This window comes from Ideonella sp., assembly GCF_041914305.1.
In the GTDB taxonomy this organism is placed as follows: Bacteria; Pseudomonadota; Gammaproteobacteria; order Burkholderiales; family Burkholderiaceae_C; genus Ideonella.
Genome location: NZ_JAYSDQ010000010.1, coordinates 69050 through 83688, shown reverse-complemented (window position 1 = coordinate 83688; position 14639 = coordinate 69050). Strand labels below are relative to the sequence as shown.

Annotated in this window: 17 protein-coding genes; 7 read left to right on the top strand and 10 right to left on the bottom strand. The window is 70.2% G+C overall.

All coding sequences use genetic code 11. From position 1 onward, the window contains the following. Positions 1 to 12: 12 nt before the first annotated feature. Positions 13 to 807: a uroporphyrinogen-III C-methyltransferase gene (gene cobA / locus ACE3SG_RS14785; protein ID WP_374566143.1), complete on the top strand. Its 795-nt coding sequence runs from the start codon at positions 13 to 15 to the stop codon at positions 805 to 807. Here cobA and ACE3SG_RS14780 read toward each other — a convergent pair. Genes ACE3SG_RS14780 through ACE3SG_RS14770 form a run of 3 tightly spaced genes read right to left on the bottom strand, consistent with a single transcriptional unit; the run spans position 776 to position 3545 of the window. Next, positions 776 to 2320, bottom strand: a complete 1545-nt coding sequence (locus ACE3SG_RS14780; protein ID WP_374566141.1) for an ATP-binding protein — start codon at positions 2318 to 2320, stop codon at positions 776 to 778. The genes cobA and ACE3SG_RS14780 overlap by 32 nt on opposite strands. 57 nt (positions 2321 to 2377) lie before the next feature. Further along, entirely contained in the window at positions 2378 to 2593 is a 216-nt protein-coding gene (locus ACE3SG_RS14775) for a zinc-finger domain-containing protein (protein ID WP_374566139.1), read from the bottom strand. Positions 2594 to 2621: 28 nt separating this feature from the next. Further along, positions 2622 to 3545: a branched-chain amino acid transaminase gene (locus ACE3SG_RS14770; protein ID WP_374566137.1), complete on the bottom strand. Its 924-nt coding sequence runs from the start codon at positions 3543 to 3545 to the stop codon at positions 2622 to 2624. A 316-nt stretch (positions 3546 to 3861) separates the two neighbouring features. On the opposite strand from ACE3SG_RS14770, the gene ACE3SG_RS14765 reads away from it, so the two are divergent. Together ACE3SG_RS14765 and ACE3SG_RS14760 are read left to right on the top strand one after the other, a co-directional pair. Continuing rightward, a complete protein-coding gene (locus ACE3SG_RS14765) occupies positions 3862 to 4443 on the top strand; it encodes a PEP-CTERM sorting domain-containing protein (protein WP_374566135.1) in 582 nt (193 codons plus the stop codon). Between the two features lie 252 nt (positions 4444 to 4695). Beyond that, complete coding sequence (locus ACE3SG_RS14760; RefSeq protein WP_374566133.1) at positions 4696 to 5289, top strand: PEP-CTERM sorting domain-containing protein; 594 nt, start codon at positions 4696 to 4698, stop codon at positions 5287 to 5289. Positions 5290 to 5322: 33 nt separating this feature from the next. Here ACE3SG_RS14760 and ACE3SG_RS14755 read toward each other — a convergent pair whose 3' ends face one another. From ACE3SG_RS14755 to radA, 3 genes are read right to left on the bottom strand one after another with little or no spacing between them, the layout of a single operon-like run. Next, entirely contained in the window at positions 5323 to 5742 is a 420-nt protein-coding gene (locus tag ACE3SG_RS14755; protein WP_374566131.1) for a hypothetical protein, read from the bottom strand. Further along, entirely contained in the window at positions 5739 to 6617 is an 879-nt protein-coding gene (locus ACE3SG_RS14750) for a metallophosphoesterase (protein ID WP_374566129.1), read from the bottom strand. The genes ACE3SG_RS14755 and ACE3SG_RS14750 overlap by 4 nt, the downstream gene beginning before the upstream one ends. A gap of 17 nt (positions 6618 to 6634) precedes the next feature. After that, on the bottom strand, positions 6635 to 8002 hold the full coding sequence (gene radA, locus ACE3SG_RS14745; RefSeq protein ID WP_374566128.1) for a DNA repair protein RadA: 1368 nt from the start codon (positions 8000 to 8002) through the stop codon (positions 6635 to 6637). Between the two features lie 175 nt (positions 8003 to 8177). On the opposite strand from radA, the gene ACE3SG_RS14740 reads away from it, so the two are divergent. Both ACE3SG_RS14740 and rhtB read left to right on the top strand, forming a co-directional pair. Beyond that, positions 8178 to 8558, top strand: a complete 381-nt coding sequence (locus ACE3SG_RS14740) for a response regulator (RefSeq protein ID WP_374566126.1) — start codon at positions 8178 to 8180, stop codon at positions 8556 to 8558. Positions 8559 to 8714: 156 nt separating this feature from the next. Further along, positions 8715 to 9341, top strand: coding sequence for a homoserine/homoserine lactone efflux protein (rhtB, locus tag ACE3SG_RS14735; protein ID WP_374566124.1), 627 nt, complete (start codon positions 8715 to 8717; stop codon positions 9339 to 9341). A gap of 99 nt (positions 9342 to 9440) precedes the next feature. On the opposite strand, the gene arfB is transcribed toward rhtB, so the two are convergent. From arfB to alr, 4 genes are read right to left on the bottom strand one after another with little or no spacing between them, the layout of a single operon-like run. Then, entirely contained in the window at positions 9441 to 9845 is a 405-nt protein-coding gene (gene arfB, locus ACE3SG_RS14730; protein ID WP_374566121.1) for an alternative ribosome rescue aminoacyl-tRNA hydrolase ArfB, read from the bottom strand. After that, positions 9842 to 10342 carry an acyl-CoA thioesterase gene (locus ACE3SG_RS14725; RefSeq protein WP_374566119.1) on the bottom strand — a complete coding sequence of 167 codons (501 nt, stop codon included), beginning with the start codon at positions 10340 to 10342 and terminating at the stop codon, positions 9842 to 9844. The genes arfB and ACE3SG_RS14725 overlap by 4 nt, the downstream gene beginning before the upstream one ends. Before the next feature lie 26 nt (positions 10343 to 10368). Next, positions 10369 to 11151 carry a hypothetical protein gene (locus ACE3SG_RS14720; protein ID WP_374566117.1) on the bottom strand — a complete coding sequence of 261 codons (783 nt, stop codon included), beginning with the start codon at positions 11149 to 11151 and terminating at the stop codon, positions 10369 to 10371. Beyond that, complete coding sequence (alr, locus tag ACE3SG_RS14715; RefSeq protein ID WP_374566115.1) at positions 11148 to 12254, bottom strand: alanine racemase; 1107 nt, start codon at positions 12252 to 12254, stop codon at positions 11148 to 11150. Before alr ends, ACE3SG_RS14720 begins: the two co-directional genes overlap by 4 nt. 171 nt (positions 12255 to 12425) lie before the next feature. On the opposite strand from alr, the gene lplT reads away from it, so the two are divergent. Both lplT and ACE3SG_RS14705 read left to right on the top strand, forming a co-directional pair. Continuing rightward, complete coding sequence (gene lplT / locus ACE3SG_RS14710; protein ID WP_374566113.1) at positions 12426 to 13703, top strand: lysophospholipid transporter LplT; 1278 nt, start codon at positions 12426 to 12428, stop codon at positions 13701 to 13703. Continuing rightward, positions 13703 to 14602, top strand: a complete 900-nt coding sequence (locus ACE3SG_RS14705; protein ID WP_374566111.1) for a DMT family transporter — start codon at positions 13703 to 13705, stop codon at positions 14600 to 14602. Before lplT ends, ACE3SG_RS14705 begins: the two co-directional genes overlap by 1 nt. Positions 14603 to 14639 lie beyond the last annotated feature (37 nt).

Sequence of the window (14639 nt, the reverse complement as noted above, 5' to 3'; positions counted from 1 at the left end):
AGAAGTTACGCGATGCCCACGCTGCACCCTGTCCACCTGGTTGGCGCCGGCCCCGGCGACCCCGAGCTGCTGACGCTGAAGGCGGTGCGGGTGATCCGCGAAGCGACGGTGATCCTGGTTGACGATCTGGTCGGCGAACAGGTGCTGGCCAGTGTGCTGGATGGCGTGGCGACGCCGCCGCGCCTCGTGCAGGTCGGCAAGCGCGGCGGTTGTGCATCGACGCCGCAGGCCTTCATCGAACGCCTGCTGGTGCGCGAAGCGCTGGCGGGTGAGAAGGTGGTACGCCTGAAGGGCGGCGACCCGCTGGTCTTTGGCCGCGCCGGCGAAGAGATCGCCGCTCTGCGCGACGCGGGTATCGAGGTGCGGGTGGTCAATGGCATCACCGCGGGGCTGGCCGCCGTGAACGCGCTGGGCACCGGCTGGACCGACCGGCGCTGCGCGCAAGGGGTGCTGCTGGTCACCGGCCACGCGCAGCCCGGTCACCCGGGGCCAGATTGGGATGCGATCGGCGCCGCCGCCGCGAGCGGCATCACGCTGGTCGTCTACATGGGCGTGGTGCAGGCACCGCGCATCGTCGACGGCTTGCTGCGCCGGTTGCCGGCCGACTGGCCGGCGGCAGTGGTGCAGGGAGCCAGTGGCGCGAGCGAGCGCTGCGGTTGGTCGACGCTGGGCGAGTTGCCGGCGATGCTGCAGCGCGAGGGCTTTGGCAGCCCGGCGGTGCTGGTGATTGGCCGGGTGCTCGAGGCCAGCGCGCTGGCGCAGGCCCGCGCGCTGGTCACACCGCCGGCGGCACGAACGGCAGGCTGACGCGGAACACCGTGCCCGGCCCTTCGGCGGCCGGCAGCGGGTGGGCCGTGAGTTGGCCGCCCATCGCCTGCACCAGCGCGTGCGACAGCGCGAGCCCGAGGCCCGAGCCCTGGACCGTGCCGGCCTCGCGGCCCAGGCGCTGGAACGGCAGGAACAGCTTGTCCAGCTGGTCTTCGGGCAGGCCGATGCCGGTGTCGCGGATGTCGATCACGCCGTGCTCGCCCTCGATGCGCGCACTGACCTCGACCCGCCCGCCGGCCCGGTTGTACTTGATGCCGTTGGTCAGCAGATTGATCAGCACCTGCTTCAGCCGCATCGGGTCGGCGCGCAGCACGAGCCCCGCCGGCAGCGTGCCCTCGCCCAGCAACACCTCGGCATCGACGGCCTGGCCGCGCAGCAGGTCGAGGCAGTCGTGCGCCAGCGCCGGCAGGGGCACCGGCTCGACCTGCATCGGCAGCCGGCCCGATTCGACCAGCGACAGGTCCAGCAGGTCGCCGATCATCGCCAGCAAGTAGTCGCCGGCCTGGTGGATCAGGTTCACGCGCCGGCGCTGGCCGGCCGTCAGCGGCTCCTGACTGTCGATTTCGAGCAGCTGCGAAAACCCGAGCACTGCATTCAGCGGCGTGCGCAGCTCATGGCTGACGCGCGACAGGAACTGCGTCTTCGCCGCGTTGGCGGCTTCGGCGGTGAGCTGGTCCTGCTGGGCCTGCTCGAGCGCGTGCTGCACGGTGGCGTCGGTCTGGGTGCCGAACATGCGCGTTGGCCGGCCTTGCGCATCGCGCTCGACCACACGGCCACGCTCTTCGATCCAGCGCCAGGAGCCATCGGCCGCCTTGGCCCGGTAGACGGCGCGGAAGCTCTCGGTCTCGCCGCGGGCATGGGCCTGGTAGGCGGCCTCGACGCCGTCGAAGTCTTCGGGGTGGATCAGCAGGTCCCAGTCGGCCTGGGTGTGGCCGATCGCGTTCGGCGGGTAGCCCAGCATCACGCCGCCTTCGTCGATGTCGCCCAGCGAGTCGGTCGCCAGGTCCCATTCCCAGACGAAGGTGCCGCCTTCGCGCATCGCCGCGCGGGCGAGCGACAGCGCATCGCTGCGCGCCCCGTCACGCTCGGCCAGCCAGCTGCCGAGCAATGCGCCCGCGGCTTCGAGCAGCGGCAGCAGGCGCAGCGCGACGACCTGGGTGTCGGCATCGGCCGGCAGCTCGGCGGTGAACTGGCCGACCGGGATGCCGTGGTGCGTCAACGCCGCTTGCCAGTGCTGCGCGGGGGCGCTGTCGCCGGGCCGCTCGCGGCTGGCCTCGAACAGGCCGCCCGGCACCGGTTGGCCGCCTTCGTCGAGCGCCTCGATGTGGCACCCGCGGTTGCCCAGCAGGTGCACGCAGGCACGCGTCAGGCGCTGCAGCGCGTGGGTCGAGTCACCGCGGCGCAGCCGGTCCAGCAGCGCCGCGTTGGCCTCGGCCCAGACGGCGCTCTCGGTGGTCTCGGCGGGCTGCGGCGCAGGGCGGTCGGTGGACATTGCGCGTGGGTTCGGCTTGTCGCACCTGGGGCCGGCGGGGGCCGGCCCGTTGCAGCGTCAGTGGCCGCCGCCGAGCTTTTCGCCCGCCTTCAGGCGGTAGACCGTGCCGCAATACGGGCACTTGGCTTCGCCTTCGTGCGCCAGGTCGAGAAAGACGCGCGGGTGGTTGCTCCACAGCGTCATCTTGGGGTTCGGGCAGAACACGACGCCGGGGCCTTGCAGGTCGGCGGCGGTGACTTCCACCGGGGTGGCGGGCGAGGAGACGGAACTCATGGTCGGACGACTCTCTGGCGAATGAAACTCAAACCCGGGTCAGCCACTCGGCGTACTTCGGGTTGCGGCCGTTGACGATGTCGAAGAACGCCGTCTGGATCTTTTCGGTGATCGGCCCGCGCATGCCGGCACCCAGCTCGATGCGGTCCAGCTCGCGGATCGGCGTCACCTCGGCGGCGGTGCCGGTGAAGAAAGCCTCGTCGCTGATGTAGACCTCGTCGCGGGTGATGCGCTTTTCGACCAGCTTCAGGCCCAGGTCCTGGCAGATCGAGAAGATGGTGTTGCGGGTGATGCCGTTCAGCGCGCCGGCCGACAGGTCGGGCGTGTAGACCACGCCGTTCTTGATCACGAACAGGTTCTCGCCGGCGCCTTCACTGACGAAGCCCGAGGCGTCGAGCAGCAGCGCCTCGTCGTAGCCGTCGTCGGTGGCCTCCATGTTGGCCAGGATCGAGTTGGTGTAGTTGCTGACCGTCTTGGCCTGCGTCATCGTGATGTTCACGTGGTGGCGCGTGTAGCTCGAGGTCTTCACGCGAATGCCGCGCTTCATGCCTTCTTCGCCCAGGTAGGCGCCCCAGGGCCAGGCGGCAACCATCAGGTGCACGGTGTTGCCCTTGGGGCTGACGCCGAGCTTTTCCGAGCCGATCCAGATCAGCGGGCGCAGGTAGCCGCTGGCCAGCTTGTTCTCGCGCACCACGGCGCATTGCGCGTCCATCACCTGCTGCTGCGAGAACGGGATCTTCATGCGCAGGATCTTGGCCGAGTTGAACAGCCGCTCGGTGTGCTCGCGCAGGCGGAAGATCGCGGTGCCGCCGACGGCGTCGTAGGCCCGCACGCCTTCGAACGCGCCGCAACCGTAGTGCAGCGTGTGCGTCAGCACATGGATCTTGGCGTCGCGCCAGTCCACCATCTGCCCGTCCATCCAGATCTTGCCGTCGCGGTCGTCCATGCCCATGGTGCTGGTCCTCGTGCCTTGAATGCCCGTGCTGCACGGGCGGAGCGGGGATTTTAGAGGCGGCGTTCCACCGCGCCGCCGGCGGCCGGGCTCGGCCGTCTTTGTAAGCAGTCGTGGCCGCCCATCGACAGGAGTGTGCATTCCTTCACACCCGCTGTCGTGGCGCACACCACAGCCTCCCATTTCCCCCTAACTCAAACCGCCCTTACACCTTCTAACAGTGCAGCCTTTTCGGGACACTTCAGTCCAGCGGCTTTCGATGGCCGATCAATCCGGCGTCGAGGGTCGCCGCGTAGCACAAAACACGGAGGTCGTGATGCACTCTTTCTTTCCTCGCGCACTGCAAGCGCTGGCCCTGTCGGCCGGCGTGATGGCAGCCGCCCCGGCATCGGCTGAAACCTATGACTTCGGTGGCCTGTTGCTGGGTGATGGGGCTCCGCTGACCGCGAGTTTCGCCACCTTGACCACGTCCGTGGTCGGCAACGACGTGCTGTTCACGCTCAATGCCTACGGGCTGGACCAGTTCAATGGTGACACGCCCTGGATCGGCGCGATGTCGGTCGACGGTGTGAAGACCGGCGAAATCACCAACGTGAACGGCGACGCCAACGTGACCATGGGCAAGGGCAACGGCCCGGACGGCAGCTTCGAGTTCAAGTTCGACTTCAGCGACACCACGGGCAAGCTGGTCGACAACGAAACGGTTTCCTGGACCTGGGTCGGTGGCGCCGGCCAATACACCGACTTCGCGGCCCACGTGAAGGGCATCTCGTACGGCGAGACCAACAACGCCTGGTACGACGCCGCGCTGGCGGTGCCGGAGCCGAACTCCTACGCGCTGATGCTGGCCGGTCTGGGCGTGATCAGCGTGGTCGCGCGCCGCCGCCGCCCGCGCTGAGCCCCCCGCACCGAGTCGGGCCATGAACGCCCCCACGCCGAGCCGCAGGTTTGCCGCTCGGCGTTTTTTGTTTGGCATTCGAGACAGTCTTCCAGCCCGGCCCGGCCGCTTGCACAAAAGGTTGAGGGGGCGGGCGTGCCAGGCCTGCACAGAGGGCACACGCCCTGTTACGCTGATCGCCAAACCCAGGGTGGGGGTGTTGCGACCGTCGCACCATCCTGCCGCTACTCGGTTCTGGTGGAGGGGTTCACCATGACACATCAAAATCGATTCATTTTCGGCTCCGCGGTGCTGACCGCAGCACTGGCTTTCCCGATGGGTGCCAGTGCGCAAACCACCATCTACCACTTCGGCGACCTGCTCTCGGGCAACGGCGCGCCGACGCAACTCGACTTCGCGACGCTGAGCGCCACGGTGTCGGGCAACGACGTGCTGTTCACGCTCGACGCCCAGAACCTGGACCTGTTCGACGGCAAGCAACCCTTCATTGGTGCGCTGGCCATCGACGGCGACAAGGTGGGTGGCCTGGGGGGCGTCAGCGGCGACTCCCCGGTCAGCATGGCCAACGGCGGCGGCCCGAACGGTGGCTGGGAATTCCGGTTCGACCTGACCGGCAAGAAGAAAGACCGCCTGGTCGATGACGAATCGGTCAGCTGGACCTGGATCGGCGGCGCCGGCCACTTCAGCAACATCGGCGCCCATGTGCAGGGCCTGGACTACGGCGGCACCACCAGCGCGTGGTACCAGACCCTGGCCGTGCCCGAACCGGGCGCCTATGCGATGTTCCTGAGCGGCTTGGCCGTTCTCGGTGTGTCGGCGCTGCGCCGCCGCCGCCTCGGCGGCTGAAGCCGACGCCGCCCGCCGCCCTGGCTTCAGGCCTCAGGCGGGTGGCACCTGCGCCGACGACGGCTCCGCCGTCTCGGCAGGGCGAACCAGGTCCCAGCGGACCAGTCGCCCGTCCAGCCACTCGGTGCGCACCTTCGCGCCCGACGCATCCCCCCATTCGAAGGCCTCCGGCTCGGTGCTCACCGGCCGGCCCAGGCTGGCCGTCAAACGCAGCACCTGGGGCAGGCGCATGCCCGGGCGCAGCTTCGAATGCAGCATCACCGCGCTGGCCACGCTGCCGATCGGCGCCGCGGCGGCGTCCCGCATCGTCCGCAGCGCGCGGCTGAACTGCAGCAGCAGCCAGAACACGACCAAGGTGGTGGCCAAAACCACCCCCTGCCAGCCCCACTGCACGTAGCCGACGGCAACCGCCACCACGCCCAGCACCCAGCTCAGCGTCGCATCGCGGTTCATTCGGCGTCGCCCCCCGTGATGGCCTGAGCAGCGTCCTGGCCGCCCGTGCCACGGCGCCCAGCGGGCCGCGCCGCCGCCACGTCGCGCTCGGTGCGCCCGACGCGGCCAGTGCGCAAGGCATCGGCCCAGTCGCCACGGCCATGGCGCTCGGCCTGCCGCGCGGCCGCCTCATGGTCGTACGGCGTCGCGCGCAGCGACGCCCGCCACCCCTGCGGCCCTTGCTCGATCACGGCCCAGCGCGCGAGGGGGCTGCCGTTCTCGACCCGGTGCGGATGCCCGTGGTCATCGTCGAACGCCTGCAGGCCCACGCTGCCCGGGTTCAGCAACAGGCACGCGTCCACCGTGGCGATGCGCGGCACATGGGTGTGGCCACACAGGACCACCGGCGCACGCACCGTACCGAGCCGGTCGCCCAGTTCCGCCGCGGTGGCCGGCCGGATGCCGTTCGAGCCGTCGACACCGCAGCCCGGCACGACGGTCTCGAGAAAGTAGACCAGGTCGCTGCCGGGCGTCCCGTGGCAACAAAAGATCTGCGGGCCCAGCCAGCGCGTCGGCGGCTGGCTGCGCAGCCAGCTTCGCTGCAGCTCGCTCAACCGATCGGCGGCGAAGGCGTCGCTCAGGCCCTGGCGCTCTCGCGGCAGCGTCAGCAGCTGACGCTCATGGTTGCCGGCAATCGCCGGCCAGTCGAGGGCCATCAGGCGATCGGCGGTGTCGGCCGGCCACAGTGGGCCGGACAACGCATCACCCAGTTGAACCACCTGGGTGATGCCCTCGGCGCTCAGCTCGGCCACCACCGCCTCCAGCGCGGGCAGGTTGCCGTGGATGTCGGACAGGACGGCCCAGCGCGGGGCCGCAGGGGAGACACGTTCGCTCATGAAGTGGCCTCGGCAGGTCAGCTCAGTTCGCGCAGCATATCGATGGCCTGCTCGATGCGCTCGACCGGGTGGATCGTCAGGCCTTCGATCGGCTTCTTCGGTGCGTTGGCCTTGGGCACCAGGGCAACGGAAAAGCCCAGCTTCGCAGCCTCTTTCAGCCGCTCTTGCCCACGCGGCGCCGGCCGCACCTCGCCGGCCAGGCCGACCTCGCCAAACGCGACGAAGCCCCGCGGCAACGGCTTGCCGGCCAGGCTGCTGCGAATGGCCAGCAGCACCGCCAAGTCGGCCGCCGGCTCGCTGATGCGCACGCCGCCCACCGCGTTGACGAACACGTCCTGGTCGAGGCTGGCGACACCGGCGTGGCGGTGCAGCACTGCCAGCAACATCGCCAGCCGGTCGCGGTCCAGCCCCACCGACAGGCGCCGCGGGCTCGGGCCGCCCGAGTCGACCAGCGCCTGGATCTCGACCAGCATCGGCCGCGTGCCTTCGAGCGTGACCATCACGCACGAGCCCGGCACCGGCTCACCGTGCGTCGACAGGAAGATCGCGCTCGGGTTGCTGACCCCCTTGAGCCCCTTCTCGGTCATCGCGAACACGCCGATCTCGTTGACCGCGCCGAAACGGTTCTTGATCGCCCGCACCAGTCGGAAGCTGGAATGGGTGTCGCCCTCGAAGTACAGCACCGTGTCGACGATGTGCTCGAGCACCCGCGGCCCGGCCAGCGCGCCTTCCTTCGTCACATGGCCGACCAGCACCACGGTGCAGCCCGAGGCCTTCGCCGTGCGGGTCAGCTGGGCCGCGCATTCGCGCACCTGGGCCACCGAGCCGGGCGCACTGGACAACTGGTCGGAGTACAGCGTCTGGATCGAGTCGATGACGCAGAACGCCGGCTGCTCCGACTCGATCGTCGCCTGGATCCGCTCGAGCTGGATCTCGGCCAGCACCCGCAGCGACTTGCCCGGCAAGCCCAGCCGATGGGCCCGCAAGGCCACCTGTGCGCCAGACTCTTCGCCGGTGACATACAGCACCTTCATCTGCTGCGACAGCGCATCGGCCGCCTGCAACAGCAGCGTGCTCTTGCCGATGCCGGGGTCGCCGCCGATCAGCACCACGCCGCCTTCGACGATGCCGCCGCCCAGCACGCGGTCCAGCTCCTCCAGCCCGGTGGGCGTGCGCGCGACCTCGGCCGCCTCGATCTCGCTCAAGGTGGCCACCGGCTGGGCCTTGGCGAGCGACTGGAAGCGGTTCTTGGCCGGGCCCGCGGCCGGCTCGGCGATCGACTCCTCCAGCGTGTTCCAGGCCCGGCAGTGCGGGCACTGGCCCAGCCAGCGCGGGCTGGTGCCGCCACATTGGCTGCAAACGTAGATCGACTTGCTCTTGCTCATGGCGCGCGGTGCGGACGAGCCGGTCGGACACGCCGGCGGCTTCGTGAAATAGGGGCGGAACGGAACGAATTGGGCGGGCGGTGGCCTGCGTTTCCGGGCTTCATTGTCGGCGCGACCGGCCGATCATCCGTTGGCAGACTTCCTCCACTTCGCGGACCCGCCCTCCGACCACCCCATGAGCACTGCCGTCGTTCTCGCTCCGTCCATCCTCGTGGTCGACGCCCGAGCGGTGTCACGCACCCACGCGGCCTGCCTGATCCGCAACCGCTGGCCGGACGCGCGGGTCAACGAAGCGAACGATGCCGACAGCGCGCTGGCCGAGGTGGCCGACGGCGAGACCGACCTCGTGATCATCGACCTGCCGGGCGAAACCGGCCTGGCCTTCGCGCAGCGCCTGCGCGAGAAGCAGCCGGCCTGCCAGGTGGCCCTGCTGGCCGAACCCGGCACCGCCGCAATGCGCAACCGCGCCGACCAGGCCGGCATCCGCCTGTTCCGCACGCCGGCCACCGGCGACGTGATCGAGCAAGTACTGTCCCTGGTCGGCTGGGGGGACTAGGCCCCCCAACGGCCCTTGCCAGGGCCTGCCTCCCAAAGGGGGCTCGCGTAGCGGACCGGCCAAGCCGGCGCGATCCGACCCACCGTCGGCGTGGGAAAACCGCGGCCTCCTACACTGCAGATTCCTGGCCGCTCGCGGCTGATTTGAAAGCCCGCGGTGGAACTCGCTACCTGGATCCCCTTCTTTCTGGCGACGGTCGCGATCAGCCTGTCGCCCGGCCCGGGCGCCATCGCCGCGATGGGGGCCGGCCTGAACCACGGGTACCAGCGCGGGCAGCGCATCGCCTTCGGGCTGGCGCTCGGCGTGTGGACACAGCTGGTGGTCGTCGGTGTCGGCCTGGGTGCGCTGCTGGCCACGTCCAACACCGCCTTCAGTGTCGTCAAGTGGCTCGGTGTCGCGTACCTGGTCTGGCTGGGCATCCAGCAATGGCGGGCCCCGGCAGCGCCGCTGGTCGCACGCGACGAGGGCGCCGGCCAGATGAGCACCCGGGCGCTGATCCTGCGCGGCTGGACGGTCAACGCCGTGAACCCCAAGGGCACCGTGTTCCTGATCGCGGTGCTGCCGCAGTTCGTCGACACCGCCCAGCCGCTGCTGGCGCAGTACCTGGTGATCGGCGCGACCTTCGGCGTGGTCGAGTTCTGCGTGATGAGCGGCTACGCGGCGCTGGCCTCGCGGGTGTTGGGCCTGCTGCGCACGCAGCGCCAGATGCGCACGACGAACCGGGTGTTCGGCAGCCTGTTCGTGCTCGCCGGCGCGCTGCTGGCGACCTTCAAGCGCGTGTAATTGGCGCACCCGGTGGCAGGCGGTACCTGCCACCACCCGCCGAGCGGGTGCGCGGCCGCTTCGGAGCGGCCGTGCGCTGGCCGCGCCGCCACCGCCCTCTCACTCTTTGACGGGTCCGCGGCCGGCCTTGACCGCGCCGCGAATCGCCTTGCCGGCCAGGCGCCGTTGCTGCGAACCACGCGTCGGCTTCGTCGCCCGCCGTGCCTTGGGCACGAAGGCCGCGGCGTCGACCAGCGCCTGCAGCCGCGCCAGCGCATCGGCACGGTTCATCGGCAGGCTGCGGTGTTCCTGCGCCTTGATCACCACCACGCCATCGGCGCTGATGCGCGCATCGGGCCAGGCCAGCAGCCGCTCTTTCAACGTGTCCGGCAGCGACGACGCGCGGATGTCGAAGCGCAGGTGCACCGCGTTCGACACCTTATTGACGTTCTGCCCACCCGCGCCCTGGGCCCGGATCGCACTGAACTCGACCTCGGCTTCGTCGATGCGCGGCGCGGGCTTCACGCCGCGTCGCCAGGCGGCGCCGGGCTGCGCATCTCGCGCTGGCGCTGCTCCATCTCGGCGCGCAGCTGGCGCCGCACCCGGGCGTTCTCCGAGCGCCGTTTTTCATCGGGCGTGGCGGGCTGCAGCGGCGGCACCGCCACCGGCTTGCCGTCGTCACCCACTGCGATCATCGTGAAGAAGCAGCTGTTGGCATGCCGCAGCACCTGGGTGCGGATGTTCTCGGCGACGACCTTGATGCCGATTTCCATCGACGAGGTGCCGGTGTGGTTGACCGACGCGAGAAAGGTCACCAGTTCACCCACGTGGATGGGCTGGCGGAACATCACCTGGTCGACGCTCAGCGTGACCACGTAGCGGCCCGCATAGCGGCTGGCGCAGGCATAGGCGACCTGGTCGAGCAGCTTCAGGATCGTGCCGCCGTGCACGTTGCCGCTGAAGTTCGCCATGTCGGGCGTCATCAGCACGGTCATCGACAGCTGGTGCGAAGGCAGGTCCATGGGGTCTCGGTGGCGAAAAGGGCCGGTCAGGGCCAAAGCAGGCGCAAGGCCTGCGGCACAGTGTGGGCCTGGGGCAGCCAGTGGTGCAAGGCCCAGCCGGTGGCGGCCGTGACCGCGCTCAAGCCCAGCATCGGCATGAAGGTGCGCCGCAGCGCGTGCCGCAACCAGCCTTCGCGGCGCGCGCGCCAGGCCAGCGCACCGCCCACCGAGGCGAAGGCGATCTCGACCGCCACCCCGAGCAGCACCTCGACGCCGAACAGGCCGAAGACCAGCAGGCCGAGGCCGGCCGCGATCGCCAACGCGACGCCAACCACCAGCGCCAGCGGCACGACGACCACCACGCCTTCGTCGGCCGAGCCCAGCGCATCGCCGACCCCGTCGAGGACATCGCCGGCGCCGCCGAGGTCGCCGAAATCACCGCTGGCGCCGCCACCGCCGAAGTCACCGCCCCCACCGGTGCGGAACACCGAGCCGCGCGCGTTGACCAGCCCGTCGGCGGCGTCGAGCAGGTCGCCCGGCCCGGCGTCGACGGTGCCCGCGTCGTGCGACAGCAGCCAGCGCGCCCACAAGGCCATCAGCCCGAGGTACAGCGGGTAGCTCAGCCACAGCGCCAGCAACGGCCGCCAGGCCAGCGAGTCGACCCCGACCGCATCGAGCGCCCGCGACACCGCCCAGCACAAGGCCAGGCTGACGGCGCCGAGCATCAGCACATGCAGGCGCAACCAGCGGCGCTCGCGCAGGTCGGCGCAGGTCGCCTGCTCGAAGTGGAAAGCGTCCACCGCATCGCGGTTGGGACGGCGCGGCGTCACACCACGCTCACCGGCACGCGCTGCGCCAGCGCGCACATCAGCTCGTAGCCGATCGTGCCGGCGGCGCGCGCCACCTCGTCGATCGGCAGCCGCGTGCCGCGCGGGCCCTCGCCCCACAGCGTGACCTCGCTGCCCATCTGCGCGGCCGGCACCGGCGTCAGGTCGACCGCGATCATGTCCATCGAGACACGCCCGACCGTGGTGGTGCGCACGCCGTCGACCAGCACCGGCGTGCCGCTGCCGGCGTGGCGCGGGTAACCGTCGGCATACCCGCAGGCGACGATGCCGATGCGCTGCGGCCGTTCGGCGACGAAAGAGCTGCCGTAGCCGACCGACTCGCCCGGCTCGATCGACTGCACCGCCAGCAGGCGCGAGCGCAGCGTCATCGCGGGGCGCAGGTTCCAGTGCGCGCTGTCGTGCTCGGGGTAGTCGGGCACGCCGCCGTAGCTCATGATGCCGGCGCGCACCCAGTCCGAGCGCACCCGCGCATCGCCCAGGTGGCGCAGCGTGGCCGCGCTGTTGGCCAGCGAGCGTTCGCCGGGCAGGTCGTGCGTCGCCTCGTGAAAAGCCTGCACCTGGTGCGCGATGCCGTTGGCGCCGAAACGGTCGGCGTCGGCGTCCGAGAAGTGCGTCACCAGCGCGATCTCGTCGACCTGCGGCAGGGCGTTGAGCCGCGCCCATGCGGTACGAAAAGCCGACGGCCGGAAGCCGAGCCGGTTCATGCCGCTGTTCATCTTCAGGAACACCCGGTGCGGCTGGTGCGTCTTGTGGGCGGCCAGCCAGTCGATCTGCTGCTCGCAGTGCACCACATGCCACAGGTTCAACCGCGAGCACAGCTCGAGGTCGCGCGGCTCGAACACGCCCTCGAGCAGCAGGATCGGCCCGCGCCAGTCGAGCGCGCGCAGGCGCTCGGCTTCGTTCAGGTCCAGCAGCGCAAAACCGTCGGCGCCGCGCAGGCCGGCGTAGGCCCGCTCGATGCCGTGGCCATAGGCATTGGCCTTGACCACCGCCCAGACGCGCGCGTCTGGGGCGCATTCGCGGGCCCGCGCCAGGTTGTGCGCCAGGGCGTCGGTGTGGATCAGGGCTTCGATCGGGCGGGGCATGGCTGGGGTCTTTCCTTCGGCGGGAATTCTGCCAGCGCCGCCTGCAAGCCCGCGGCGGCGCCAGATGGTCCGCCAACCCTGCATGCTATAAACCCCACGCTTTTTGCCTTCTCTGGAGACACGAGACCCCGCCCTTGCGCGCCCATCCGCAGGCGCACGGCGCTCAGCCGCATGAAAAAAGGCTTCTACACCATCATGTCAGCGCAGTTCTTCAGCTCGCTGGCAGACAACGCATTGCTGGTCGGGGCGATCGAGCTGTTGAAAACCACCGGGGCCCCCGGTTGGCAGACGCCAGCGCTGATCCCGATGTTCGCGCTGTTCTACGTCATTCTGGCCCCGATGGTCGGCGCCTTCGCCGATGCCGTGCCCAAGGGCCAGGTGATGTTCTATTCGAACAGCATCAAGGTCGTGGGCTGCCTGATGATGCTGTTCGGCGGCCACCCGCTGCTGGCCTATGCCGTGGTCGGGCTCGGCGCCGCGGCCTACTCGCCGGCCAAGTACGGCATCCTGACCGAACTGCTGCCCCCCTCGCAGCTGGTCAAGGCCAACGGCTGGATCGAAGGGCTGACCATCTCGTCGGTGATTCTGGGCGTGCTGCTCGGCGGCCAGTTGGTCGGGCCGCGGATGGCCTCGGCGCTGCTAGGCGTGGACCTGCCGATGATCGACACCGGCATCGACACGCCCCCCGAGGCGGCGATCTCGGTGATGGTCGGGCTGTATGTCATCGCCGCGGCGTTCAACCTGAAGATCCCGCGCACCGAGGCGCCGCTGCAACCGCTGAGCATCAACGTGGTCGAGCTGGTGCGCGACTTCGGCCAGTGCAACGCACGGTTGTGGAACGACCGGCTGGGCCAGATCTCGCTGGCGACCACCACCCTGTTCTGGGGCGTGTCGGGCAACCTGCGCGTGATCGTCTTCGCCTGGGCCGCCGCCGCGCTGAGCTACGACACGACCAAGGCCTCGTCGCTGGTCGGCGTGGTCGCGATCGGCACCGCGGTCGGCGCGGTGGTCGCGTCGTTCCTGATGAAGCTGGACCGCGCGACCAACGTGATCCCGCTGGGCATCGCGATGGGTGTGCTGGTGATCGGCCTGAACGTGATCACCAATGTCTGGGTGGCGGCGCCGTTCCTGGTGATCCTGGGCGCGGTCGGCGGTTACCTGGTGGTGCCGATGAACGCGCTGCTGCAGCACCGCGGCCACAACCTGATGGGGGCCGGCCGCTCGATCGCGGTGCAGAACTTCAACGAGCAGGCCTGCATCCTCGGCCTGGGCGCGTTCTACACCGGCATGACCCGCGTCGGCCTGTCGGCCTTCGCGACCATCGCGGTGTTCGGCGTCGGCGTCGCCACGACGATGTGGTGGATCCGCCGCTGGCACCAGCGCAACAGCGTCGTGCACCGGGCCGAGGTCGAGCGCCTGCTCGCGATCGCCCGGTCAGACAGACACTGATGCACGCAGCGTCGGCCACGCAGCCTGCGGCCGCAGGCCGGCGCTGGCGGCCGGCACTGGCCCTGGTGCTGAACGCGCTGATCTGGGGCACCTCGTGGTGGGCGTTTCGCCAACTGCATGAGCAGGCCGGCCTGCACCCCCTGTGGACGACCGCCGGCATCTACCTGATGGCGGTGGTGGTGATCGCCGGCAGCCGGCCGGCGGCGGCCAAGCAGGTGCTGCGCACGCCGGCGCTGTGGCTGATCATGCTGGCCTCGGGCACCACCAACGCCACCTTCAACTGGGGCGTCACGGTCGGCGACGTGGTGCGCGTGGTGCTGCTGTTCTACCTGATGCCGCTGTGGGCCGTGGTGCTGGCGCGCGTGATGCTGCACGAGGCGCTGACCCGTGCCGCACTGCTGCGCGTGGCCATGGCCCTGGCCGGCGCGGCCATTGTGCTGTGGCCGCAGCCGGGCCACCCGATGGGGCCGCTGCAGCTGACCGACGCGCTGGGGCTGATCGGCGGCTTCAGCTTCGCGCTGAACAACGTGATGCTGCGGCGTGAATCGCAGCGCAGCGAGTCGTCCCGCGCGCTGGCGATGTTCTTCGGCGGCACCGTCGTGTCGGCCGCGCTGGCCATGGCGATCGGCGGGCCGCAGGTGCCGTTGCCGACCGTGCTGGCGCCTGGCTGGCTGGTCTTCGCGGTGCTGCTGGGCGGGCTGTTCCTGCTCAGCAACATGGCGCTGCAGTACGGCGCGGCGCGGCTGCCCGCCAACGCCACCGCGGTGATCATGCTGACCGAGGTGGTGTTCGCCTCGGGCTCGGCGCTGGCCTTGGGCGCCGGCACGCTGACACCGGCCCTGGCGCTGGGCGGCGCGCTGATCATCGGCGCCGCGGTGCTGGCCGCGTTGCGCCCCTGATGCGGGGCGTGGCTTTGCGCCGCGCTAGCATCGCCAC

Coding starts and splice junctions, on each gene's coding strand:
- ACE3SG_RS14705 (WP_374566111.1), top strand. CDS start 13,703: ATGCACGCAGCGTCGGCCACGCAGCCTGCGGCCGCAGGCCGGCGCTGG.
- ACE3SG_RS14755 (WP_374566131.1), bottom strand. CDS start 5,742: ATGAACCGCGATGCGACGCTGAGCTGGGTGCTGGGCGTGGTGGCGGTT.
- ACE3SG_RS14725 (WP_374566119.1), bottom strand. CDS start 10,342: ATGGACCTGCCTTCGCACCAGCTGTCGATGACCGTGCTGATGACGCCC.
- ACE3SG_RS14780 (WP_374566141.1), bottom strand. CDS start 2,320: ATGTCCACCGACCGCCCTGCGCCGCAGCCCGCCGAGACCACCGAGAGC.
- ACE3SG_RS14760 (WP_374566133.1), top strand. CDS start 4,696: ATGACACATCAAAATCGATTCATTTTCGGCTCCGCGGTGCTGACCGCA.
- ACE3SG_RS14775 (WP_374566139.1), bottom strand. CDS start 2,593: ATGAGTTCCGTCTCCTCGCCCGCCACCCCGGTGGAAGTCACCGCCGCC.
- alr (WP_374566115.1), bottom strand. CDS start 12,254: ATGCCCCGCCCGATCGAAGCCCTGATCCACACCGACGCCCTGGCGCAC.
- ACE3SG_RS14770 (WP_374566137.1), bottom strand. CDS start 3,545: ATGGGCATGGACGACCGCGACGGCAAGATCTGGATGGACGGGCAGATG.
- ACE3SG_RS14740 (WP_374566126.1), top strand. CDS start 8,178: ATGAGCACTGCCGTCGTTCTCGCTCCGTCCATCCTCGTGGTCGACGCC.
- lplT (WP_374566113.1), top strand. CDS start 12,426: ATGAAAAAAGGCTTCTACACCATCATGTCAGCGCAGTTCTTCAGCTCG.
- radA (WP_374566128.1), bottom strand. CDS start 8,002: ATGAGCAAGAGCAAGTCGATCTACGTTTGCAGCCAATGTGGCGGCACC.
- ACE3SG_RS14750 (WP_374566129.1), bottom strand. CDS start 6,617: ATGAGCGAACGTGTCTCCCCTGCGGCCCCGCGCTGGGCCGTCCTGTCC.
- cobA (WP_374566143.1), top strand. CDS start 13: ATGCCCACGCTGCACCCTGTCCACCTGGTTGGCGCCGGCCCCGGCGAC.
- ACE3SG_RS14765 (WP_374566135.1), top strand. CDS start 3,862: ATGCACTCTTTCTTTCCTCGCGCACTGCAAGCGCTGGCCCTGTCGGCC.